The following is a 23,257-nucleotide window of genomic DNA, read 5'->3' as shown; positions in this document are numbered from 1 at the left end:
GTTAAGGCTCATATGTGTTACATTTCTTTACGCTGAATAAATGTAGGGCAATTATAATGCTCACCTATGCAAAAGCCTTGCAATTGCCTCAACACTTTTTTCATGTCTGGATTTTCTTCTACTTCGTTTTGCTCACAATCAGCTTCGCAAATAAAAATAAAATTATTAGCTGTATTTATTAGGCTGTTTAACGCGTTGCTAAACTCTTCATATTTAGGAAAAAGTAAATACTCATTTTTAGTTACAACGGGAGTAAGCTTTATTACTACATGCCCAACATAAGAAATATTTAACCCTTCATAATATATTTTAGACTGTCCAGCATCTCCTGAAATCTCTCCGATAAGAATATTGTTGAAGTAACAATATTCTTCCTTACCTTCCCCAAACGGGTACTCAATTCGCCTGATAGAAAGCTTATCTAGAAAGCCCTTACTAACGACTAGTTCAAGTACATCTGGTTTATTAGTATACGTTTGCATGCTCTCTCTAGGAAATGTAACATGTTTATAGCGAGCGAATCGCGCGTTCTTCTACCACAGCGTCGCTCGTTTGTCTGAATTACTCATTTGTAACAAACTTCTTAACTATTTGCCAGCACTAGCAAAATATAGTAGTTCTGGTTTGTACTTAAGGACAAAAACGAGCGATTAGGTCGTTTTCCTGACTATGGAAGCAATATACTTTGACGAAATTAAAAAGTAACTGTTAACGACCGCTTATCGCTGTCTGTCAGATGAAGTCTAAATCTATTCCATTAAACTTTAAGATAAGATATGAGCTAGTGCAGATTAATTAAAAGCATTGGCTGATTACGTTTATCTCATTTACTCCTCATTCGCTTCTCTTTGTGCGTTTTTTAGCTTTGCGTTATATAAAACGCGCTACTTTTATTGGTTGAAGCTCATAAAGTGAATAATTCACAAAAAGGGTAAGAGGCGCTGCGCCTTTAGAGGAAAGATTAATTTACAGCATTGGCTGATTTACGTTTATCTAATTTACTCCTCACTCATTTCTATTTGTGCAATAGTTTGCCTAAAAGACGTTTTTATATAAACAAACACAGCGTTTACAAACCAAAATATACATTGAGTTTGTAAACGCCGGCTTTATTTATTACCAACTATACGTTGCACTTAACGTATATTGCTCACCGCGCCCGGGTGTGCCGGGTATTTCTTCAAACGATTCATCCCACACATTGTCTGCAGCTAACGTAATAAATAAATTATTAATAACGGTTGGCGTAATTTTTAGCGACAATTGCGTAAATAATGCGGTGTCTTTACCATTGCGTAGTGCGTTTTCGTGCTGTTTTCGCCACTCGTTATCAACCCTCATTTCTATTAGGTCGTTTGGTGTCCAAATTGCACCTAAGGTAACACGGTGATCAGGAAAATTTAACGCGTAAAAACTGGCGTCGATGTCTGCATCACCATAGTTTTCTGACTTATTTAAGTAGGTGTAGCTTGCAATGAGCTCGGTTGTATCAAAATACTTATTCGCAAAAAATTCAACGCCGGTGGCGTCTATGTCTACCGGATTAGCAAAGCGGGCAGAGCTAGAGTCAAAACTAAAAGTCCAATCGGTTAGGTTGTTATCCTCTCGGTAAAAAACTGCTGAATTAAGCTGCCAGGTTTGCTCTTGTATTAAATAGCCAAGCTCTAGATTTTTAGTTGTTTCGCGCTCAAGGTTGTAATTACTTCTAAATAACCCGCCTTGATCACTGCCACCAATAGCGGTGTAGCCTGCAACTTGGCTCGCTTGCGCATACGATAAGTAAACGGTTTGCTCAGAGCCATCACTGTTTTGAGTGTTTAGTGAAATATCGCCAATGAGCGATAACTCAGAGTCATCTCGGTTTGTGTCGTCAAAAGCTGCACCTAGGCGAAGTGTTAATAGCTGGTTTTGTTTAAGGTCGATTTTATACTCAGGTAATACGCTCAGTTTGTAATAAGTGCGTGAGGTAAAATTATTCTCAAGTGTGGTCGATTCTATTTCATCTTCAATATATTGCGCTGAATAATTTACTGCAAACGAGGTGTTTTGTGCATGGCTTCCTGATACCGCAATCGATTTTACTTTAGTTTCATGAAATGCTTCAAAGGCGCTTGGGTTCTCACGAGAAAATACATAATGGTCGTTGTGTTTTCTGTAATATGCCGACACCTCAAAATGGCTATTGTCAGCGTAATTTTGCTGGTGGTTAAGCATGAGTAAGCGGGTTTCTAGTTCTTCTGTTTCGTTTACGCCAAATGGTGTGTACATATTTGGCCAACCAAAAAACTTTTCTTGTGAGCCATACAGCACATCGGTTTGCGAATCCGTACCTATTAACTGTATACGCGCAGAGGCGCGGTTAAAATCGTGATCGCCGTTTTCTATTGAACCGTCACTTTGTGAATGAGAATATTCGCCCTCAAAGCCCAGCTGCCAATTTTTAGCATCGTCGACATCGGTGCTTATTCCTGCGTAAATACTTTGTAAGTTAAAGTCGTTTGTACCGGTACCTACAGAGACATTGCCGCCAGTTTTGATGGGTTTAAAACCAAACGAAATCGATCCCACAGAGCTGTTCATACCGTTTAAGGCATTGTCGGCCCCAGTTAAAACGTAAGGTCCAGTTAGCATTTGCGGTGCAATTGGGAGCTCAGCAACGTAATGACCTGTTTGAGGGTCGAGTAGGGTAGCACTGCCGACTCTAAACCCTGTGTTTTCGAAAATACCGCCACGAATTGTTACATCAGCCTGGGCTTCTGCCATATTACGTGATTGTAAATCAACACGAGGGTCGTATTCTAAATTAGAGACGGGGGAGTCAAAGGTACCAACGGGTAATTTATTTGCCGTGGCCGATGCCTCAACAGTAATTTGTTCTATTGCTGTTTCGGTGTTGCTTGTAGCTTGCGCATAAGAAAAAGGTGTAACGCTGCACAGCAGTGCAGAAAATATAAAATGCTCAGTGCGATTCATGGTGTATCTCATAATGTGTTTAGGCACTAATAAAAACTATATAAAGCGGGTGGGCTAGCTTAACTTAGTCAGTGCAATTTTGTGCGCTATTGTACAGTAATTATAAAAATCTGCATTTGATAATCATTTGTATAATTAACGCGTTACAATACACATGTATTTTTAATTAACTTTATTGAGTTAGATAAACGATGACAGTTCAGCAACACAATACACTCTATTTTGCCGGCGGCTGCTTATGGGGCGTGCAAGAGTTTATGAAACATTTACCCGGCGTTATAACAACCCAAGCTGGGCGTGCTAACGGCGCAAGTAATACCACGCAAGGAGAATATGATGGTTATGCCGAGTGTGTGAAGGTAACGTTTGACTCAAGTGTTGTTTCACTCAATCAACTGTTTGACTATTTTTTTGAAATTATTGACCCTTACAGTGTTAATAAGCAAGGGGTAGATGAAGGCCCTAAATACCGTACAGGCATTTACAGCAAAAACCAAAACCATTTAAATATTGCACGCAATTATATAAATAAGCGCAGCGATGCCGATAAGATTGCAGTAAAGGTAGAGCAGTTAACCAATTACGTACCAAGCGATCCAGAGCATCAAGACCGATTAACGAACCACCCAGATGATTACTGCCATATACCACTAGATTTATTGTATAAATATAAATTGTAAACTTGATGCTCAATGCTATGTAAGTAATTAGAAGCTATTACTTCTCGCGCAAGCAAGCTTAGCGCATACAAAATAAACTCAACGTGGTGTTGTAGATAGTCAGTTTGCTGACATGACGAGCGTGGCTGGTCGTTATTTAAAACCGTAATCCAAAAATAAACACCCACAAAAAAGCTCACATTCTGTGAGCTTTTTAAAAACTAACTTTAAACTTACTGCTGCTTTTGCGGCGGGAAGTTACTTAAAATATTTGCGACTGTTTTCTTAATTGACGCTTCGCGTTGCTCTGGCGATTGTTTTTTCTTTAAACGGCCTTCTTTAGCACCGCGCCATATTAGTTGATTGGATGCACTGTCTACAATATCGATAACCAATGTACCCACTTCGTATTCACGCGCTGTTGTGTCTCGTTGAAAACCAGTACCCCAGTAACCCCAACGGTTACTGTAACCAGTATTAAATGTATCTACTTCTAATTCTTTATCTACCGACGCATGATAGTTAACAAGTACGTCAGCTTGGGCTGGATCTACTAATGTCATACCAAGGGTGTTTGTAAGCTCATTATTTACCGCAGTACGCACACGTTTTTCCATTAAACCGTTAATTTGGTAGTTGTTGGTGTCTTTAGTTAAACTCGCGTTTTCTACCCAAGCAAATGTTTTAAAATTACTAAAGTTAGCTGATTTATCGTAATCCCAATCTGGGGTTTGAGTACAAGCGCTAAGTAGTGCTAGTGCTGCAACAATAAGTATATTTTTCATTACGTTTGCTCCAATAAAATGCATTACCTTAAAATAACACACCTTATATAAATGTGTATTATTAAAAGGTTCTAAAAATTAGTTTAGTGTGATGAATATGAATGACTAATTAATGCTAATTAGCCACTCAAAAATTTAATGCTCTACTTCTATCCAATCTTTTTCATCTACCCAGTTTTGTGCGCCATCTTTTACCGAACGAATCGGCACAATGTAGTCACAACTTATTTGCGGCTTAACTGAGGCAAATATAGGCACAAAGCCAAAGCTCAATGCGGTTTCTATAATTGCTTTTTGGTTTTGCGGGTCAATGTCGGCCGCTTCATCAATATAAATAGGTATACGGTACAGGTTTTGTTCCTGATCGCTTAATAAGTAACGAATAAACAACATGCCACACAATAACTTAATAGTAATACGTGTGCCATTTGAGCCGGCTGAGTCTATTTTTTCAAAGTGTTCGGTTTCGCCAGCGCGGTTTACCACTTCAAAACGAATATCGAACAAGTCAGTTAATGTAAGGCCTGCTTTGTCTGAGGCGAGTTTTATTAAGTGATCTTTTGCTTCGTTTACTGCGCTTTCGCTGTAAGGTTCTTGGCTCAATAAATCAAGGGTGTCGCCTTGTTCAAACTGATGCGACGTGCTGATAATGGTATCAATACTATCAACCAGCATTTTGCGTGGTATTACGTTAATTTTAAACGCTTGAAGGTTAGAAATACGGTGCTGGCTTATGCCTTTATTAAAGCTATTCATTTCGCGGCGAAGGCGGTCTAAATCTTCACGCAAGCCCTTAATCGTGGCGGCTACTTCGGTTAGTGCTACACGGCCTTGGCGCTCAACGGCATCGCGCTCGTTATCAAGGTTATGAAATGCGCTAATCAACTTTTGGTATTTAGTAAATTCGTCGTTTTCGTTATCGAACTTAGTAATGCCTGCGTTATATACGTGCAAATAGGTATTACGCACGTTTATGTCAAAGTTGCGAAGCTCTTGGCAGTCTTTATTGAAGTGATGTACTAAATCACTTAAGTTATCAAAGTCGACTGTTATATCAATCATGTACGGGGTCACTTTGCCGCTGTATAAATCAAGCGTGTGATCAATTCGCTCACTTTTAACTTGGCGAAGGCGTTCGGTTTGGCGATTAATTTGTTCTTGCTTAGATTTAATTAACGAGCGTCTGTCTGCAATTGAGCCACTATTTTTTTGAATGTCTTGCAGGTAATCGTCAACTTGTTCGCGCTCTGCTAATAATTGCTCTTTTAGCATGGCTTGCGCGTCTACCGACTGCTGCATTACTTCAAATTGCTCTAAACGTTTTAGTGCTCCCTCAAGACTCATTAGTTCATCGTAGAGTGCGTCTTTTTCTTTTTGTTTATCGGCAACATTGGCTGCCACTTCGCGCTGTTGTTTAAACTCTTTTAACGAGTGTTCAAGCGCACTTAACTGCGCGGTTAATTGCTCTTTGTTTTCGCCGCTTTGCATTTGTACTGGCGAAAGCTTTTTAAGTTTAATACTTGCGCCTGGCAAAGTAAGCACACCGCCTTTAACGTTATGGCTTAATAACGATAAAAATTCCCCAAAGGCATCTTCGTCATCAATGGTTATATCGCCATTAGTGGTGGTGGCAAACGAAAGTAAGTCGGGGTTTAAGAGTCGCGATATTTCTTCCACTTCTTTAAGCGATAGGTCTTCGCGCATACGGGTGAACAAATTAAACTCCAGGTTTTTAAGCTGCAGTTTTAAGCTTTTAATTTGTTTTTGCGTTTCGCTAATGCGGTAATCAAGCGTGTGCAAGCTTTGCCCTTGTGCGCTGGTAATAGAGTGCGAAAGCGACTCGTAGTCTTGCTTAAGTTGGCCAAGGTTGGTTTTAATTGTGGCTTTATTTACCAGTTCAAACTCGCTTTTAAGGGCGCTGTAATCTAAAAACCATTGCTCAATTTGAGTTTGTTTGCGCTCTATATCGCGCGATTGCTGTACGTATAGGCTTTGTTTTTGCTCAAATTCGTGCTTTTCGTGTTCAATGTCTTCAAGTGCTATACCCAGTTCATTAAGCTGCTCTTCTTGGTAGGTGTCAAAGTCAATGAGTGCTTGGTCAATTTTAGGCGCGTACGCTGCTAATTTACCTTTAAGCACGGTTTGATTTTCAAGCATTGATTCAAGTGCGCTTATTGGCTCTTGCATTGATTCAAGGGCTTTTAATTCGCGCTTAGCCCGGTTCACTTTGTCAAACGAGCGACGCCATACTTCGTAAAAATCAACCTTTGAGTTTGACATATGGCGCTCAAACACTCGCAGCATAAAGCGTTTAACATCGCTTGCGCCCAATTTGTGTAAGTTAAGAATACGCCTAAAAATTTCTTTATAAATAGCGGAGTCTTGCACGTTATTAAGCGGGATCATTTTTAAATTAATGTCGCCGTCAAAGGGCGTTGCGCCGCCGGTAAGCAGGGCGTTTAGCTCTTGTGCTTTTAGCTCAATAGGATTGTAATTAAGCGACTTTAAATGATTAAACAGCTTGGTAAATTTAATTATGGTATTACCTTGCGTGTACTGTTCTAAATCGAGCTTGCCCTGATAACAAAAGTACTGGTGGGCGTAACCGGCTATTTTACCCAGACCCGCTACACCAATAACCACCGAGCCATGGGGGAGGTTAGCTTCAAGTAAAATGTACGACTGATCCGATGAAAAATAAAACTTACGGGTTTCATCTAAATCGTGCCCGTCCCATTCGGTAAGGCGTAAATCGTTTATTAGCGGAAATTGTAGGGCGTTAATAACCGAGCTTTTACCGGTATTATTTGGCGCACAAATAGAGCTGCTTTTATCAAGCGGGATCACACACTTTGCATAACCTGCGGTATTAAGTAGGGCGAGTTTACTCAGTCCGTATAAGTTGTTCATTCCTCGTCCTCCGTCATGTAGGTTTCTTCGTTTACTTCCATTAATGCATCAATGTAGCGGTGAATAGGTGCTTGTAGCATAAAGCCGCCTTCTACTTCACGGGCAAGACCTAAACGAACCATACGTAGGTAAACATCTTTTCGTAAATCTGAGCCCGAAAATATCTCAAGCTGATCAAACAAGTGCTTGTTTATTTGCACTAAGGTTTGCATCAGTTCTAAATCGTTTACTTCATCAAACAGGGCGCGCATTGGGTCTTTACCGGTATTGGCAAAGTGCTCAATTAAAATGTAAATAGTGAGTGCGATAGCGCGAGATATTTTACCCATATTTGGCGTACTTTCGTCGCTGGCAAAATAGTAAAAGCCACGGCTATCGTGTTTTATGTCGTGGCCTAATGCGGTAAATAGTGCGCTGTAAGATTCAATGTGTTGGTCGAGTTCTTGCCACATTACGTTGTCTTGTTCGCAAATGTGGTAACCCGCAGTTAATTTTTTATTGATTGCTTGCAGGTGAGTGAGTTCTTCTAGGTTTATATGTGTCATGGTAATTACTTATCTGCCTCAGTATTAGGCTGAGTTGCTGAATCTGAAGCCTGAGAATTAAATGGGTAAAGTGAAAAGTGTTGGCCGGCAATTTTTACTCGGGCTTTTTTATCGCTTTGGCTAATTTCAATGTCGCTATCACTGACTAATTTTTGATATAAAAAGAGCATTTCGTCGGCGTCTAAGTCGGGGTAGCTTTCATCTAAAAACTGCAGCAGCGGCTGTGGTTTTTTACGTTTTTTGTTAAAGCGTTTAGCAAAGCTTGTTTTTACATCGTTGTAGTCAGGAATGTTAGGCGTTACAAATGCGGGTACGTCTTGTTGTTCGGGAAGTTGATATTCTTCATGTTCAAATTCTACCAAGCTTGCCATGTACGCGATAATATGGCGTTGTTGCCCAAGCGAATAACGCTGAGAGTCGGTTACAAAATTAGGTTGTACAGCGCTTAGCATGTTATCTACGCCATTTTTACGCACAAGGCCGAGCACTTTGGCCGCTTGGCGTGTAACTAAGTTATTTCGGCGTAGCTCTTCGCGCAGGGGCATGAGCATATCGGCACTTTTACGTAAACTCTCTCGGCCCATTAGGTTCATTTCGAGTATGCGAGTTCGTAGCTGTTCTAGCATGCGTTTGTCGGTGTATGCTTTACCAGAGCGTTCAATAAATTCGATTTGTTTACTGATTTGCTGCTCTATTATTGTAAAGCAGGCATGAAAATCGCCCCTAATATCGACCATTTCAAGCATGGGCTCTATATATTCGTCAAAGGCTTCAATTACTGCTTTGTAGCGTTTTTGTAGTGATTGCACCGCATTGTTTGATTTAGCTTGTTCAACAATATTTAAAATGGCGTTTTCGTTGTGCGCGTAGAGCTTCATTATTTTACGTACCCGATCATCCATAATACGGCTAAATCGGCGTAAATCGTCAAAGTCTTCCATGCTACCAGCGTTATCTAAACGATTACCTAAACGGGCAAGATCGTCTACTAACACGCTAATTTCTTGTGCTAAGCCCAAATGCTCTTCTTGCAGTAAAAAAGTAGCAAAGTCAGCAATTGCACGGTTAATTTCAAGCTGTGATGATTTAGCCAGTGGAATTAAAATATCTTGATTGAGCAAACGGTTTGTTTCTTTGTAAATGCGCTCGTTGTTCCACGTGGGTTGTTTTTGTTTTATAGCATTTTGCACGTCTTTTAGGCTAAAGTCGGCCATTTTAAAACGTTTAAATAATAGCTCTAAAACTCCCCAATGTTCGCTAAGGGTATTTAGTCGCTTTTTAGCTGGGATCATAAGGTGTTACAACATCCTAGTAATTTATTATTGAGAATTTAGAAGCGTCTCATTATTACGTATTCTAATTAATCTAGCCTGTATATGGTATTCGTTTTTAAGACTATTTAATAATAGTTTTTGTATAGCCGCAGTGCTAACATTCGCGCCGAAAATAGGCACGTCGAGAGGGACTTTGCGTGTGTTCTTTAAAACAATATCAAAGGTTATTTAATACCCATGGTTTCCACGATTATTCTAACCCTGATAGCGATCGGATTTTTATTGATTGTTATAGAAGATATCATCCATGTAAATAAAGCTAAAACCACGCTTTTTTTTGGCACGCTTTGCTGGATCCTCCTGTTTATTTTCCCTTTGCATGGGCAAAGCCCAGAGCAAGTACAAGAACTCCTTAACGAAAATATTTTAGAGATAGCATCGCTGTGGTTGTTTTTAATGGCCGCCATGACCTTTGTTGCTTATTTAAACTCAAAAGGGTTTATCGAAAATATTGTGCACAGAGTAATGCCAACAAGTATTAGCGAACGCAAGCTGATGTTTTTGGTTGGGGTATTTGCCTTTTTGTTTTCGTCGGTTTCAGACAACGTAACGGCTACGTTAATATCGCTTGCTGTAGTTATGTCGTTAAAACTACCGCCTAAAAAGCTTATAAAATATGCCACACTTATTGTGTTTGGTGTTAACTCCGGTGGTGTGTCGTTAATTACCGGTGACGTAACAACCTTAATGATATTTTTAGATGGCAAGGTAACCATTGCTAACTTATTACTGCTTATTGCGCCTGCATTTATGAGCGTTATGCTTTTAGCTGCAATGCTAAGTATTGGCATGAAAGGGGATGTAACCTTTTCAAAGTCTGGAAAAAAACGCATAGAAAAAACCGATATCACCATTGCGGTTATTTTTGTATCTACAGTTATAAGCATACTTGCGCTGAGTGTAATTTACAGTGTACCGCCTTTATTAACTTTTTTATGTGGCCTATCAATCATGTTTTTAGTGGCGCAATTTTTAATGCGCAAAAAAGACATAAACAAAAATATTATCGACTACGTACGCGACATAGAATACGACACCTTACTGTTTTTCGTCGGGGTTTTATTATTGGTAGGTGCTTTAAAAGAGATTGGAATGCTTAGTAAGTTTACCGACCTTTACACCGTTATGGCGCCACAGTACGCTAACTACTTAATGGGTATTTTGTCGGCCGGGGTTGATAACGTACCGCTCACTGCTGCTTTACTAAAAGCTAATATAGTAATGAGCCAGCAAGATTGGTTATCGTTTACTTATGCAACCGGTGTTGGCGGATCTATGCTAATTATTGGATCGGCTGCGGGTATTATTGCCATGAGTAAAGTAAAAGAGCTAACTTTTATGAGTTACTTACGTTTGTCGCTCTATTTGTTAGTAAGTTATACCGTGGGTTATGCGGGCGCTTATTACATGGGCGGGTTTGTTTAAGTTTTGCTTAACAAACCGCATTAAAACGCTTGACAGCTAGACGTCTAAACGTTAACTTTCAAACCCCACTTTATAGTGGGGTTTTGTTTTATTAGCCATTGGTTAATACAACATTCAGAAGAGGTGCGATACTTAGGTATTTAATGGTAGGTGACGAACGCCCATAACCATTAAAGAGGGAAGTACTCGCCGAGAAAACCAACGTTACGTCGATGTTGTTTTTCGGTTTATGGGGCTGAATCCTCAAAACTGTCACCAATCTAGGTGGAGAGCTTCTGGCAGTGGATTTACCTTCAAGCATTCACTTGCCAAGTTCTTCTTGTTTTATCGCGGTTTGGATACCGCAAAAGGAGACTAAATGACTACCCAATCAGTGCCGCAAGCAGTATCGGACGTTAAATCAGATTACATCGTTGCCAAATTTGGCGGAACCAGTGTGGCTAACTTTGATGCGATGAGTCGTTGTAGCGAAATTATTGTTGCCGATAAAAGCGTGCGTATTGTCGCTGTAAGCGCCAGTGCCGGCGTAACTAATCATTTGGTTGCACTGTGTAAATCAAGCATTACCCCAAAGCAGCGCCAAGAACACATTGACGGCGTGCTAGCCATTCAACAGGCTATTTTAGATGAGTTATCGCTTGATGCCGATTTAGCCGTAGGTTTTAACGAAACGTTAAAAGCATTCCAAACGCTAGCGCTTGAAACACTGACAACTGATCAGCAGCACGATGAGTTACTTAGCTTTGGTGAGCGTTTATCGTCGTATTTATTTGCGCAAGTGCTGCGTTTAAAAGGCTTAAATGCCGATCGCTTTGATGTACGCCAAGTACTTAAAACAGATAGTCAGTTTGGAAAAGCAACGCCAAATGTAAGCGCAACAGCACAAGCTGCTAAAGAATATTTGATCCCTCTGTTAGATGATCAAGTTATTGTAACCCAAGGTTTTGTTGGCAGTGACGAATTTGGACAAACAACAACGCTTGGCCGTGGTGGGTCTGACTACAGTGCCGCTTTACTTGCTGAGGCAATAAACGCCAAAAGTGTACATATTTGGACTGATGTTGTGGGTATTTTTAGTACCGATCCGCGATTATGTGTAAAGGCATCGCCTATTGCTCGTTTAAGCTTTGATGAAGCTGCTGAAATGGCTACCTTTGGTGCAAAGGTATTGCATCCAGCTACTATTTTACCCGCTAGTCGTAGTCATATTAATGTGTTTGTTGGTTCAAGCCGCGAGCCTGAACGTGGTGGTACGTGGATAGAGCGTGAAAAATCGCAGCAGCCAGGAATTCGCGCGGTAACCCAGCGTAAAAATCAAATTTTGCTCACCCTTAAAAGCCCTGAAATGCTATTGGCTAGTGGCTTTTTAGCCCGTGTATTTACTATTTTAAGCGAGTTTAATATATCAGTTGATTTGGTAACTACGTCTGAAATTAGTGTAGCAATAACGCTTGATAATGCGCCTAACGCGTCGCGCCCAGAGCTCGACCAAGCGTGTTTAGATAAGCTTGCTGAATTTTGCCATGTATCGGTTGAAAACAACTTAACACTAGTGGCACTTATTGGCTCTGAGATTCAACTTCGCCAACACGAAATGAACTTAATGCAGGTATTAAGTGATTTTAATATTCGCTTAATTTGTCATGGTGCAAGCAAGCACAACCTATGCTTTTTAGTCGAGCAAAGTGAATCTGATAATGTGGTTCAGGCTATTCATAGCCGTTTGTTAGAAGCTTAACTAGCAATACCAATTCGCAATAATACTTAATCATTTTTAGGGGCTAAAGGTGTCGCTATCTGTTTTAAAAAATTCTCATTTAGAACAACTAAATAACGAATTTTTTGCCTAGCTATCAACACGTTTATCTACCCTCAAAATAGATCACTTAATTTAGCGGATTGGTATAAGCGAGAAATCGGTTAACACAAAGCACCGCCAGTCGGTGCTTTTTTTATGCACTAAGGTTAAATCAAACGCCTCTGTTTGCGTGTTTACCACTTGGCTGCTTGCGGCCAAGCTTACTAAGGTTAATTCGTTAAATACGTTGGGGCTAAGTAATTTGGCAATAGGGCGACTAGTTGCTTTAGCTAATGACTCTTTTAATGTCCAAATTCTAAAAAAGGTATTGGCTTGGCTTTGCGTATTGGGTTGAGACGTAATTAATGTAACTTCGTCTGTATGGTAAAAATGCTTGGCTAGTTTTTCAAACGGGCGCGTTAAGCTAATTTTTTCAAGGTCGAAGCCAAACGCCTCGCTTTCTAAATTTAAAGCAACCCCAACAAAACCATGAGAGTGCGATATACACGTATTAATAACGCACTCGTTAATATGCAGCTCTAATTTAGCTGTGGATTCGTTAAAGCTTGTGTTAATGGCATTTAATGGCACATTTGAAAATTCAGGGAAGGTGGATTTTACAAGCAATTTTAAAAGTAAGCGGCTTGCTACATATTCTTTTTTAGCTATTTGGTTTTTACGGCGGTTAATAACGGTTAATTCAAATTCGCTGAGTAAGCTCGCCAAATTGTAATTAGCCAAACTAAGTGTATTAGCGTCGAACAACAAAACGGTACTTTTGCCTTTAGGTAAATTGGCAAAATCTGTTGGCGTTATGGTTAAGGCGTTATTAAAAAAATGTGCGGTCATATCAGCTCAAAAAGTAAAAAGTCGTTGTTATTGTGAGCAGTTAACGCGACAAACAAAGGCTGAATACAATTTTATTACTCAGCTGGCATTAAATATGGTTTAATTCACAACAATCAAAATAATAACAGATTTGTAGATGTATGGCACAAATGCGTGATGGGTTTCAAAGCCGACTTGGTTTTGTTTTAGCCGCTGCTGGCGCGGCAGTGGGTTTGGGTAATATATGGGGGTTCCCTACACAAGCTGCTAATCATGGCGGTGGAGCATTTTTACTCGTCTATTTTCTGGTTATCTTTTTATTGGCTTTACCGGCGCTATATACCGAGCTTTATTTAGGCCATAACGCACAAGCAAATCCGGTAAAAGCGCTGGGTAACGCATGGCAAGATAGCAACCGTAAAATAGGTGCAGCTGCGGGCTATATTGGCCTGGCGGGCGCTGTAGTCATGTTGAGTTTTTATTCAATTGTGGCAGGGTGGATGCTGTCGTACGCAATTGAGCCTGTTACAACGTTTGTTGGTTTACACAGTGTGAGCGAGTTTTTACACAGTGACTCGCAAGCCCGTAATTTTGTATTTACACCATTAATGCTTATTTTAACGGCCTGCATTATTTTAAAGGGTGTTAAATCGGGTATTGAAACCTGGTCGCGCCGACTGATGCCTATGCTATTGGTGTTACTTGTTGCGCTAATTGCTTATATAGCCACTTTGGATGGCGCAAGCGAAGGTTTTGCAGCGTATTTAATGCCTAACTTTAGTCAAATACTCGATCCAAATTTAATTATTGCCGCTATGGGACAAGCGTTTTTTTCGTTGTCGTTAGGGGTGGGTTGTATGATGATTTACGGCTCGTATTTACAGCCTGATGCCAATTTACCAAAACTAACGGCAAGTGTTGCATTACTTGATACGAGCGTTGCATTTTTAGCTGGTTTACTTATTATTCCGGCTATTTATGTTGCACAGCATAATGGTGTTGAAGTGTTTAGTGGCGGTAAATTAATAGGTGAAGGGCAGCTTATATTTGCCATTTTACCTGAGCTATTCAATACCATGGGAGAAATAGGGTTGCTGGTTGGTTTATTGTTTTTTGTTTTGATGTCGATAGCGTCTGTGACCTCGACTATTTCGTCTACTGAAATTCCGGTTGCGTTTTTAGTTGAAAACCACAATGTAAACCGAACTAAAGCCACATGGTTGGTAAGCTTAGTGGTTTTAATATGTGCGAGTGCAATTATAGTAAACTTCGATTGGTTATTTGGTTTAGTTATTATGGTGTTTACTCAGTACCAACTCCCGTTAATGGGGTTATTTTATTTTATAACGGTTGGCTGGATGTTCAAACGAGGTAATAAGTTACACCAAGCTAGCACCGGCGCGCATTTTTGGTTTGCCCAGTATATTCGTTTTGTATGCCCAATATTAATGACCTTGGTGTTTGCAAACGTCGCGTTTGGTTAATAACTTAATGCAACGAGACTAAAAAGCCTCCGTCGGGGGCTTTTTGCATTTTAAAATGCTGATCGTGATATTTAAAATATTGATATAGCTTACTTACGCCTAGCTGCTTTTTTGTAATGTTGAATATTCGATGAAGATAGGTACCAACATCCACTGTTTCAGAGAGTCCAGTTTTTGCATGTTGTGTGTTCTCAACGGCTTCTTTCACCAGTGCTAAATGGTAGGTATCAACAGAGGCAATACTTTTATTTTTTACTTTGGGTATGGTGCTTTGTTTACCTAAAATATAAAAATCATCAAAATAGTGTTTAGCGCTCGCTGTATTATTACCAAACCCTATTACTTTTTTACCATTTCGTCTTAAAAAGTGTACTAGCGCCGCAAAGTCAGAATCAGATGACGCTATTGCAAAAGTGTCAATCGGCGAGACATACAATGACTCCATAACCCCGACAGTTAACGCAATATCGGCAGCATTACTTTTCGATTTTACAAGTTTTTCTTGGTACACCATTTCTATAGCAAAGCGCGAACATATATTAACCCAAGGTTTTAGCTGTACAGCCCCAAAGTTGCCATATGCTTTTTTAACCTCAATATGTTCAAACTTAGCCATTATTTGCTCTATATATTTATGGCTTATATTTTCTGCATCTATGAATAACGCTGTTTTTTCCATTTATACACCTGCTAAAAAAGCCATTAAATATAACTAATTGATACCACTGCAATGCATATTTTGGCAAGTGTAAATGGCTATAAATGTTAATTTTTAAAAACGGAGTTAGTAAGCGGTTTACTCTGTTCAACCTCAAGAGCATTTGTAATGGTGGTGTTTGCTATTTCGGTGAGCGCTTCTTGAGTAAAAAAGCCTTGATGCCCGGTGATCAGGACATTTTTAAAACCAACTAAACGGGAAAATATATCGTCTTGGTTTATTTCGTCGCTGTGGTTTTTAAAAAAAAGTTCGGATTCTTGCTCGTATACATCAAGTCCTAAGTAACCTAGTTTTTGTGTTTTAAGTGCTTGTATGCAGGCTTTGCTGTCGAGTAATGCACCACGTGAGGTGTTGATAAGCATAACGCCGGGTTTCATTTTAGCAAAAGCATGTTCATCGATTAAATGATGGGTTTGCTCGTTTAGTGGGCAATGCAGCGAAATAATATCGCTTTGGGTAAGTAACGTGTTTAGGTCGGTAATGGAGTAGTTACCCGGTATTGCATTTGGGTCGCACACTAAAACGTTTGCGCCAAATCCATTGAGTATATTACACAGTGCTAAGCCAATTTTTCCGCACCCAATAATGCCCACTGTTTTGTTGTGCAAGTTAAAGCCAAGTAACCCATTTAGATCAAAGTTGTCTTCGCGCACGCGGTTGTAGGCTTTATGTGTTTTTCGGCTCAGTGTAAGCATAAGCGCAATACAGTGCTCAGCAACGGCTTCGGGGCTATATGCTGGTACACGCAAAACATGAATGTTATGTGCTTTTGCCGCATCTAAATCAACATTATTAAAACCGGCACAGCGCAGTAATATAGTGTTTACACCTTGAGCTGCTAATAGCCTTATAACTTGGGCATTAACTGTATCGTTTACAAATACACACACTGCATTGTAATTGCTTGCTAACACCGCTGTTTGCTCGTTAAGCGATTGCTCAAAATAGGTTATTGCTAAGCTATTATGAGTTGCAATACTGTGTTCAAAAAAAGGTTTTTCGTACTTTTGCGCGCTAAAAAAAGCAATGTTCATGGTATGGCTCCAACAATTTGGTGCGTTTAAAATAGTAAACCTGTTTAAATTAAACTACGTTACTGCCATGTGCTCAAGTAGCGATTACTTTTTATTTACAGCGCTGTGCGCCTATTTAAAGCAGACATAATGGGTGTTGCTTTTATGTCACTTGGTTCAACGGCTTTCTGTAGGTGTGTTTCGATAACCTGTTTAAGTGTTTCAGGTTTAGTACGCGGTGCATAGCGTGCGACTAATTGCCCCTGCGAGTTAATTAAAAACTTTGTGAAATTCCATTTCACTGCACGGTTTTGTGAAATACCGCGGGTATGGCATTTTAAATAGCTAAATAAAGGGTGAGCGTCTGGGCCATTTACCATAACTTTACCAAATACTTTAAACGAAACACCAAACTGCATTTGGTAAAAATCTCTGATAGCTAAATTATCAAGTGGCTCGTTTTGTCCAAATTGGTTACATGGGAATGCAAGTACCGTAAAGCCACGATCCTTGTACTCTTGGTATAGCTTTTCGAGAGCATTTAATTGCATTGAAAAACTACATTTACTGGCTGTATTGACAATGAGTACGGTTTTGCCTTTTAACTCGCTTAAAGAAAAATTCTCACTGTTATAAAGTGGTGCATTAAACTGATAAATACTATCCATTGGTTACCTACTTAATTTCCAATTGGTGGAAATTTTACAAAGACTTTCATTCGCTTTTTTGTTGGCCGGTTGACATAATCGGGACCTAGTTTCTAAGTTAGCAGTTAAATAGGTCATTTTTATGTCAATGAAAGTCGCATTTATAGGTTTAGGCGTAATGGGTTACCCAATGGCGGGGCATTTAGCCAATAAAGGTCATAGCGTATGTGTATTTAATCGTACGCAATCAAAGGCGCAAAGTTGGTCTGAACAATACAAAGGAAGCGTTGCAGATACCCCACGCGAAGCTGCTCAAGGCGCTGATATTGTGTTTATGTGTGTGGGTAACGACGACGATTTACGTTCTGTAGTTTATGGTGATAATGGCGTTTTGGCGGGTATGTTACCGCACACCATATTAGTTGATCACACAACAACCTCTGCAGAAGTTGCCCGAGAAGTAGCTGCAAAAGCGGCGCTGCAAAATATTGACTTTATCGATGCGCCAGTGTCCGGCGGACAAGCCGGTGCAGAAAATGGCGTTTTAACGGTAATGGCTGGTGGCAATGAAGCCGTATTTGCAAAAGTACAGCCTGTAATGGCGGCGTTTAGCCGTTTTAGCCAATTGTTAGGCGGCGTAGGCTCGGGCCAGCTTTGTAAAATGGTTAATCAAATTTGTATTGCCGGTGTTGTACAGGGTTTAGCCGAGGGATTACATTTTGCTAAGCAAGCAGGCCTTGACGGTGAAAAAGTAATTGAAACCATATCAAAAGGCGCTGCAGGTTCGTGGCAAATGGAAAACCGCTACAAAACAATGTGGGCAGGTGAGTACGAGTTTGGTTTTGCCGTAGATTGGATGCGCAAAGATTTAGGCATTGCGCTTGATGAAGCTAAAAACAATGGTGCGACGTTGCCAATGACTGCAACGGTCGACCAATACTACGCTGATGTACAAGCACTTGGCGGCGGCCGATACGACACTTCAAGCCTACTTGCACGAATAGAAGCGCTGCATAAAAAATAACTATGTATGTGTTTTAAATTAAACAGGTTTCGCGTTTAACTTGTAGACGCGAAGCTTGCCTGCGTGATGTGCAAAGCCCATAATGTGACTTATTCACAAAGAGGATAAGAGGCGCTGCGCTTTTAGAGGCAGTGATAGTGCTAAAAAGGTTGTTGTTGGTCTGTATGTTTTCTCATTTACTTCTCATTTGTTCTCTTTGTGCAAAAGTTTTTTATTTTAAAAGCTACGCTTTCGCGTTAGTAAGCTCGACGGCTAAGGGCTAAATAAAAATTATTGCTTGTTTTGTAGACGCGAAGCTTGCTTGCGTGATGGGCGAAGCCCATAATAATTTAAATAAAAACGCGACGCTTTAGTAATTAAAGCGTCGCGTTTTTATATGCGCTGACCAATACGCTTAAAGCAAATTACATGCTTTGCGCGTAGTTATAAAGCGCTTTTAAAATAGTCAGGTTTTTTTCACTGTCGTCGTGCTCATGTGCCAAGTTTTCAAGGGTGATCATAAAATCTTGTGCGCTGATTGATGGTTGATCTTCCCCGTGCATTAATTTGTTTTGACAATACTGGCGCCATTGATCAAGTTCTTGCTGGTTGAGCGTTTCAGGCCAATTGCGTGCGCGGTATCTAAACAGTAATGTATTGAACTTTTTATCTTCAAAATCTAAGTTTAAGCCCGCTAGTTCATCTGGCTTAGCATCGCGAATAATCGCAAATTTAGCTTTGTCGGCGTGGCTTGTAAAGCCATCGTAAAGTAAGTAATCAACGTTAGTGGTTGCGCTGTAATCGCCTTGTTCGTTAAACACCTCAGTGACTTTATCGCGAAGCTCGGTATTAGCTTTTAAAATAGCTAAATTAGCGAGGCACTGCTCGCGGTCAATTCCTAAACGGGCTGCGTTTTCAGGCAATAATGTTTTTGCAGGCGCTAAAATAGGGCACTTGTTTAAATGCACCAGTTTTAAGCCAACAGGTAAATCGCCCTCGGCTAAATCTACGCGTTTGGTGTATAAACGTTTACGTAATTCTTCTACATTTAAATCAAGTAAAACTTGCGGGCTTTGGGTTAAATCAAAACAAATAACCGCGTTTTTATTTACTGGATGAAAGCTCATAGGCGCCACCCACGTTGTACACCCCTGCGTTGCAGGAATACGCGATGATGTATGCACCAGCGGCGTCATGTTAAATACATCAACTAACTCGCCAAGCGTTTTTTTATTCCGCAGCCCAAAAAAGAAGTTATATAGCTTAGGTTGTTTTTCTTTTATTAGCTTAGCCAGTGCAATAGTGGCAGTTACATCGCTTAGCGCATCGTGCGCAGCGGCGTGTTCAATACCATTAGCTACTGTTAAATGTTCTAACTTGAAACTTGGGCTACCGTCTTCTTTTAACGGCCATTCAATACCTTCAGGGCGAAGCGCATAACACGCACGGACCAAATCAATAATATCCCAGCGGCTATTATTGTTTTTATATTCACGCTCGTACGGGTCGTAAAAGTTACGATAAAAGCTATAACGGCTAACTTCGTCATCAAAGCGAATACTGTTATAACCAGCCACACAGGTGTTTGGCGAACTAAATTCGGCATGAATTTTTGCTATAAACTCAGCCTCAACCAAGCCTTTTTTCATTGCCACTTGTGGCGTTATACCGGTAATTAAACATGCCTCAGGGTGGGGCAAGTAATCCGCTTGCGGCTTACAATATTCAATAAGCGGCTCGCCAATAATGTTTAAATCAAGATCGGTACGAATACCTGCAAATTGGCTCGGCTTATCCTTTTGAGGGCTCGCCCCCCAAGTTTCATAATCGTGCCAATAGATTGTTGCTTGATTTTGCTCTTGATATGCCATAGTAAACCCTGAGTAGTTAACTTAAAAACGCCTAAATATGCGCCAAGTTACTAAAATAATGAATTATTTAGATTATGGCATATGGGCGAGGGAGTTTATAGGTACCTTAATTTAAACTTTAGAAATTTTAACTATTACCGCTGGAAGTCATATTTAATATCGCATATGGTATTTTTTAAGTTAACTTAAGTAAAAAATATGATGAGAATACTCTTTACCGCAATCATTTTTTATTCGCTTTTCATTCCACACGTTGTAATAGCCAGTACGGCTAAGGTTCAAGTAAATGGTTTTGACGTTGAATACGAATTAGCAGGTGATGGTAAACATACCATTTTACTTGAAGCGGGTGGCTCTGCTGGTTTAAGTGATTGGGATCCGATTTTTGAATCACTTACCAAGCACGCAAAAGTTATACGGTATTCTCGTATTGGTAATGGTGGCTCTGCACAAATAAAGAAAAACTATAGCTCAGAAGAATACGCTGCTGAGGTTGTATTATTACTCAAAACACTGAAAATAGAAGAGCCTGTTGTATACGTTGCCCATTCTTATGGTGCTTATATTGCGCGTGTATTTGCTGCAACATACCCGAATCAGATTAAAGCGTTAATGTTAATTGAGCCTGCATCAGAGCACGATGTAGATATTATGCGCGCAATTGATTTGCCACGCGCAGAAAAAGAAATTGCTGCAATAAAGCTGGATGATATGAAAAATGGTATGTCGAATCAGTATTTAGATTTTTGGGCAAAACGCCCACTACCTGATTACCCTCAAATTGCTGATATACCCTTGACTGTTATCGCCTCCGTTAAAAAGTATAAAAAGCCACCTGTATTATTTTTTACCGACCAAGCGCGTGAAATGTGGGGTGACTTACATTCAAAGTGGGCTAATGCATTTCCTCAAGGTGAAATAGTAATTACAAATAAAAGCTATCACTATCCACAAAATGATGAGCCAAAAATGGTTGTAACCCAGATAGTTAAGTTACTTGAACGCACTCAATAAGTTTAAATTTTTGGTTGTTTTGATAAGTATCAATTTTCGAAATTAATGGTCGGCATTAGACTAAAGTCTATAGGTTAGATTTCTTCACTTACTAGGTTTGTTTTTATCGTTTGTCGGTTTGATGGGAATTCTATAAAGTTCAGTTGTCGGCAACAAGCACGACTTAACCAAACAGGATTATGACCATGAAAACTTTTATCAAAACTATCGCTCTTAGCTCTTTACTTACTTGTTCAGCTGCTGCAATGGCTGATCAAAGTGATTACAAATTAATGGTTATCGAAACTGCAACAGCGCCACAGCCACTTGAGCAATCTTTTAACAGCTGTGCACTTAATGTTAAGTCAAAAAACTATGCACAAGCTGAAGAAGTTTGTACTAAAGCAATTGCGCTTTTAAAGGATGCTGACGCACCACGTTTTAAAGTACGCCAGCTTACTTCATACGCACTAAGTAACCGTGGTGTAGCGCGTTTGAAATCGAATAACGAAACAGCTGCATTAGCCGATTTGTACGAAGCTAACCAAATGTCTAACAGCACTATGGTATCGCACAACTTAAATCGCGCTAAAGAAGAGCTTTCTTTATAAGCTTTTAGCAAGCATATTTTAAAAAAAGCCCCAGCTAGGTTTAACCTGCTGGGGCTTTTTTGTGTTTATTTAAGGCACTTAGATTGTGTTTTTGTCAAATAAGCCAAAATTATTTTTAAAGGATTTTTGTTTCGGTAATTGAGCTGATTGAGATGTTGAACAGCTATTATTTGTTAATAGGTAGATCGCTTCGTTTAAAAGAGGGTCTTTTGTATCACCCCAATCTACGTTAATGGTGTCTTCGGCGTAACAATCTGCAGGTAAACCGTTAAAGTAGTCGCCATACCCCTCAGAATTCACCATTTTAAAGTTGATAGCGAATACTACATGGTCGCATAGCTTATTTATATCCATGCCGACGGGTTTACCTCTAGTGCTAGTCCCTACAACCTGAACGTCTATGTGAGGCTTTAGTGCATTAATTACTAGTTCGCTAGACGATGCTGTTTGCTCAGTGGTTAATACCACAACGCGAGGTAAGTTTAGGCGTGGTTTGTTATTGCTTAATTCAAAGTTTACGCTATTAGCGCTACGATTTTTATTGTACTCATAGCTAAACATAGGTTTACCTAAAACTTGCTCTGCGGCTATTTGGCTTGCTAGTTGTTTTGCTATATTTATGTAACCACCGCCGTTGTAACGTAAATCAAGTACAAGCTCGGTTATGTTTTCCTGTTCGAATAATGAAAATGTCCCATCTAGGTCTTGTGCACTGCGTTCTACAAAACTATTGAATACTAGGTAGCCAACTTTACCTTTAGTGGTTTCTAAAATGCGTGTATCTAGTATTGTGTTGCTGTTAACGGTTGAGCGAGACATGGTACCTGTTTGTTCCTCACCGTTTAGATCTAACCAGGTTACATCGACTGTGTAGCCTTCTTCATTTGGGCCTAATACAGCATCGTAATCAAAAGTGTTGTTAGCTATTGCCTCTTCAATATTGATGCCATTCATAGTGGTGATTAATGAGCCTCTTGTTAAACCCATAGCAGCAGCATTACCATCATCAAAAACATATCTTACAAGTAAACCGTTAGCCATAACTTTATTTGATAGACCATAACCAAAGTAACTCGCATTAATATATTGGTCTTCATATTCCTGCGCAGTAACTGCATAGCTGTATTCATCTAGTTCTACTTGCGAGCGAACTTCGGTCAATAAATCGTTTAATGATTCAAATGTTGATGGATTGGTTGAGGTATTTAACTGATCGTTCCAGAGGTAATCTGCTTGAAGGTAATCCCACAAAGCTTCGTTTTGTGCAGTTTGAGATTCACATACAAGCGGATCAGAACTAATTACTTGCCCTTCGTTTTCTGAACCACCACACGCGCTTAATATACATAATGTGCTTGCAAAAAAAATATTTTTGTTTTTTATCATGACATTCCTTGTTAATTTTTATTACAGAAAAAGGTACATGATTATTTGTTAATTAGCGACTAATTTGTTGTAACTATCTGTTTATTTTTTAGTTAGATTCAACACATTTTTAATTAATGAGCAAACATAAAAGTGCAAGCCATTAGACTAAAGTCTATAGGTTAATTTTATTCACTTATTGAGTTTGTTTTTATCGTTTGTGAGGTTTGAGCTTTTACTCTAAAGTTCAGTTGTCGGCAACAAGCACGACTCAATTAATTAGGAAAGGCAAACC

The 23,257-nt window shown here is 39.7% G+C and carries 19 protein-coding genes and 1 riboswitch; of the genes, 7 read left to right on the top strand and 12 right to left on the bottom strand.

Going from position 1 to position 23,257, the window contains the following annotated elements:
* Positions 1–17: 17 nt before the first annotated feature.
* Both CWB65_RS02430 and CWB65_RS02425 read right to left on the bottom strand, forming a co-directional pair.
* The gene (locus CWB65_RS02430) at positions 18–482 is read right to left on the bottom strand and encodes a hypothetical protein (protein WP_138739814.1); all 465 of its coding nucleotides are present in this window, start codon (positions 480–482) and stop codon (positions 18–20) included.
* A 634-nt stretch (positions 483–1,116) separates the two neighbouring features.
* Complete coding sequence (locus CWB65_RS02425) at positions 1,117–2,973, bottom strand: TonB-dependent receptor plug domain-containing protein (RefSeq protein WP_138739813.1); 1,857 nt, start codon at positions 2,971–2,973, stop codon at positions 1,117–1,119.
* A gap of 191 nt (positions 2,974–3,164) precedes the next feature.
* Here CWB65_RS02425 and CWB65_RS02420 point away from each other — a divergent pair, with 191 nt between their 5' ends.
* Positions 3,165–3,653, top strand: a complete 489-nt coding sequence (locus CWB65_RS02420) for a peptide-methionine (S)-S-oxide reductase (RefSeq protein ID WP_138739812.1) — start codon at positions 3,165–3,167, stop codon at positions 3,651–3,653.
* A 212-nt stretch (positions 3,654–3,865) separates the two neighbouring features.
* Here the strand turns inward: CWB65_RS02420 and CWB65_RS02415 are convergent, their stop codons facing one another.
* The 4 genes from CWB65_RS02415 to CWB65_RS02400 all read right to left on the bottom strand — a co-directional run bounded on the left by CWB65_RS02415 (position 3,866) and on the right by CWB65_RS02400 (position 9,164).
* The gene (locus tag CWB65_RS02415) at positions 3,866–4,417 is read right to left on the bottom strand and encodes a DUF4136 domain-containing protein (protein ID WP_008132113.1); all 552 of its coding nucleotides are present in this window, start codon (positions 4,415–4,417) and stop codon (positions 3,866–3,868) included.
* 135 nt (positions 4,418–4,552) lie between these two features.
* The gene (locus CWB65_RS02410; protein WP_008132115.1) at positions 4,553–7,327 is read right to left on the bottom strand and encodes an Mks condensin complex protein MksF; all 2,775 of its coding nucleotides are present in this window, start codon (positions 7,325–7,327) and stop codon (positions 4,553–4,555) included.
* Positions 7,324–7,872: a condensin complex protein MksE gene (locus tag CWB65_RS02405; RefSeq protein WP_008132116.1), complete on the bottom strand. Its 549-nt coding sequence runs from the start codon at positions 7,870–7,872 to the stop codon at positions 7,324–7,326. The genes CWB65_RS02410 and CWB65_RS02405 overlap by 4 nt, the downstream gene beginning before the upstream one ends.
* Positions 7,873–7,877: 5 nt before the next feature.
* Complete coding sequence (locus CWB65_RS02400; protein WP_008132118.1) at positions 7,878–9,164, bottom strand: MksB family condensin complex protein; 1,287 nt, start codon at positions 9,162–9,164, stop codon at positions 7,878–7,880.
* Positions 9,165–9,383: 219 nt separating this feature from the next.
* Here CWB65_RS02400 and nhaD point away from each other — a divergent pair, with 219 nt between their 5' ends.
* Both nhaD and lysC read left to right on the top strand, forming a co-directional pair.
* Positions 9,384–10,631: a sodium:proton antiporter NhaD gene (gene nhaD, locus CWB65_RS02395; protein WP_138739811.1), complete on the top strand. Its 1,248-nt coding sequence runs from the start codon at positions 9,384–9,386 to the stop codon at positions 10,629–10,631.
* Between the two features lie 110 nt (positions 10,632–10,741).
* Positions 10,742–10,914: riboswitch (Lysine riboswitch) on the top strand.
* Positions 10,915–10,989: 75 nt separating this feature from the next.
* A complete protein-coding gene (lysC, locus tag CWB65_RS02390; protein WP_138739810.1) occupies positions 10,990–12,369 on the top strand; it encodes a lysine-sensitive aspartokinase 3 in 1,380 nt (459 codons plus the stop codon).
* Between the two features lie 153 nt (positions 12,370–12,522).
* On the opposite strand, the gene CWB65_RS02385 is transcribed toward lysC, so the two are convergent.
* A complete protein-coding gene (locus CWB65_RS02385) occupies positions 12,523–13,278 on the bottom strand; it encodes a 4'-phosphopantetheinyl transferase family protein (RefSeq protein ID WP_138739809.1) in 756 nt (251 codons plus the stop codon).
* A 140-nt stretch (positions 13,279–13,418) separates the two neighbouring features.
* Here CWB65_RS02385 and CWB65_RS02380 point away from each other — a divergent pair, with 140 nt between their 5' ends.
* Positions 13,419–14,741, top strand: coding sequence for a sodium-dependent transporter (locus tag CWB65_RS02380; RefSeq protein ID WP_008130843.1), 1,323 nt, complete (start codon positions 13,419–13,421; stop codon positions 14,739–14,741).
* A gap of 4 nt (positions 14,742–14,745) precedes the next feature.
* On the opposite strand, the gene CWB65_RS02375 is transcribed toward CWB65_RS02380, so the two are convergent.
* From CWB65_RS02375 to CWB65_RS02365, 3 genes are all read right to left on the bottom strand, one after another.
* On the bottom strand, positions 14,746–15,420 hold the full coding sequence (locus CWB65_RS02375; protein WP_138739808.1) for an NYN domain-containing protein: 675 nt from the start codon (positions 15,418–15,420) through the stop codon (positions 14,746–14,748).
* Positions 15,421–15,506: 86 nt separating this feature from the next.
* On the bottom strand, positions 15,507–16,493 hold the full coding sequence (locus CWB65_RS02370) for a 2-hydroxyacid dehydrogenase (protein ID WP_138739807.1): 987 nt from the start codon (positions 16,491–16,493) through the stop codon (positions 15,507–15,509).
* A 95-nt stretch (positions 16,494–16,588) separates the two neighbouring features.
* Entirely contained in the window at positions 16,589–17,140 is a 552-nt protein-coding gene (locus CWB65_RS02365) for a glutathione peroxidase (RefSeq protein ID WP_010556305.1), read from the bottom strand.
* A gap of 121 nt (positions 17,141–17,261) precedes the next feature.
* On the opposite strand from CWB65_RS02365, the gene CWB65_RS02360 reads away from it, so the two are divergent.
* Positions 17,262–18,143 (top strand): NAD(P)-dependent oxidoreductase, encoded by an 882-nt coding sequence (locus CWB65_RS02360; protein ID WP_138739806.1) that lies wholly within the window; start codon positions 17,262–17,264, stop codon positions 18,141–18,143.
* A gap of 404 nt (positions 18,144–18,547) precedes the next feature.
* Here the strand turns inward: CWB65_RS02360 and sbcB are convergent, their stop codons facing one another.
* Complete coding sequence (sbcB, locus tag CWB65_RS02355; RefSeq protein WP_138739805.1) at positions 18,548–19,993, bottom strand: exodeoxyribonuclease I; 1,446 nt, start codon at positions 19,991–19,993, stop codon at positions 18,548–18,550.
* Positions 19,994–20,194: 201 nt separating this feature from the next.
* On the opposite strand from sbcB, the gene CWB65_RS02350 reads away from it, so the two are divergent.
* Entirely contained in the window at positions 20,195–21,007 is an 813-nt protein-coding gene (locus CWB65_RS02350) for an alpha/beta fold hydrolase (RefSeq protein ID WP_138739815.1), read from the top strand.
* 185 nt (positions 21,008–21,192) lie between these two features.
* Positions 21,193–21,597 (top strand): hypothetical protein, encoded by a 405-nt coding sequence (locus tag CWB65_RS02345; RefSeq protein ID WP_006792271.1) that lies wholly within the window; start codon positions 21,193–21,195, stop codon positions 21,595–21,597.
* Between the two features lie 78 nt (positions 21,598–21,675).
* On the opposite strand, the gene CWB65_RS02340 is transcribed toward CWB65_RS02345, so the two are convergent.
* Positions 21,676–22,983 (bottom strand): S41 family peptidase, encoded by a 1,308-nt coding sequence (locus CWB65_RS02340; protein ID WP_138739804.1) that lies wholly within the window; start codon positions 22,981–22,983, stop codon positions 21,676–21,678.
* Positions 22,984–23,257 lie beyond the last annotated feature (274 nt).

Source organism: Pseudoalteromonas sp. S554, assembly GCF_005930865.1.
Taxonomy (GTDB): domain Bacteria; phylum Pseudomonadota; class Gammaproteobacteria; order Enterobacterales; family Alteromonadaceae; genus Pseudoalteromonas; species Pseudoalteromonas marina.
Note: the sequence above shows the minus strand (reverse complement) of the source record. Positions and strands in the feature narration are given on the sequence as shown.

Bases quoted from the DNA above. Each gene is read 5' to 3' on its own strand.
- CWB65_RS02430 (WP_138739814.1), bottom strand. From the start codon at position 482: ATGCAAACGTATACTAATAAACCAGATGTACTTGAACTAGTCGTTAGT.
- CWB65_RS02425 (WP_138739813.1), bottom strand. From the start codon at position 2,973: ATGAATCGCACTGAGCATTTTATATTTTCTGCACTGCTGTGCAGCGTT.
- CWB65_RS02420 (WP_138739812.1), top strand. From the start codon at position 3,165: ATGACAGTTCAGCAACACAATACACTCTATTTTGCCGGCGGCTGCTTA.
- CWB65_RS02415 (WP_008132113.1), bottom strand. From the start codon at position 4,417: ATGAAAAATATACTTATTGTTGCAGCACTAGCACTACTTAGCGCTTGT.
- CWB65_RS02410 (WP_008132115.1), bottom strand. From the start codon at position 7,327: ATGAACAACTTATACGGACTGAGTAAACTCGCCCTACTTAATACCGCA.
- CWB65_RS02405 (WP_008132116.1), bottom strand. From the start codon at position 7,872: ATGACACATATAAACCTAGAAGAACTCACTCACCTGCAAGCAATCAAT.
- CWB65_RS02400 (WP_008132118.1), bottom strand. From the start codon at position 9,164: ATGATCCCAGCTAAAAAGCGACTAAATACCCTTAGCGAACATTGGGGA.
- nhaD (WP_138739811.1), top strand. From the start codon at position 9,384: ATGGTTTCCACGATTATTCTAACCCTGATAGCGATCGGATTTTTATTG.
- lysC (WP_138739810.1), top strand. From the start codon at position 10,990: ATGACTACCCAATCAGTGCCGCAAGCAGTATCGGACGTTAAATCAGAT.
- CWB65_RS02385 (WP_138739809.1), bottom strand. From the start codon at position 13,278: ATGACCGCACATTTTTTTAATAACGCCTTAACCATAACGCCAACAGAT.
- CWB65_RS02380 (WP_008130843.1), top strand. From the start codon at position 13,419: ATGGCACAAATGCGTGATGGGTTTCAAAGCCGACTTGGTTTTGTTTTA.
- CWB65_RS02375 (WP_138739808.1), bottom strand. From the start codon at position 15,420: ATGGAAAAAACAGCGTTATTCATAGATGCAGAAAATATAAGCCATAAA.
- CWB65_RS02370 (WP_138739807.1), bottom strand. From the start codon at position 16,493: ATGAACATTGCTTTTTTTAGCGCGCAAAAGTACGAAAAACCTTTTTTT.
- CWB65_RS02365 (WP_010556305.1), bottom strand. From the start codon at position 17,140: ATGGATAGTATTTATCAGTTTAATGCACCACTTTATAACAGTGAGAAT.
- CWB65_RS02360 (WP_138739806.1), top strand. From the start codon at position 17,262: ATGTCAATGAAAGTCGCATTTATAGGTTTAGGCGTAATGGGTTACCCA.
- sbcB (WP_138739805.1), bottom strand. From the start codon at position 19,993: ATGGCATATCAAGAGCAAAATCAAGCAACAATCTATTGGCACGATTAT.
- CWB65_RS02350 (WP_138739815.1), top strand. From the start codon at position 20,195: ATGAGAATACTCTTTACCGCAATCATTTTTTATTCGCTTTTCATTCCA.
- CWB65_RS02345 (WP_006792271.1), top strand. From the start codon at position 21,193: ATGAAAACTTTTATCAAAACTATCGCTCTTAGCTCTTTACTTACTTGT.
- CWB65_RS02340 (WP_138739804.1), bottom strand. From the start codon at position 22,983: ATGATAAAAAACAAAAATATTTTTTTTGCAAGCACATTATGTATATTA.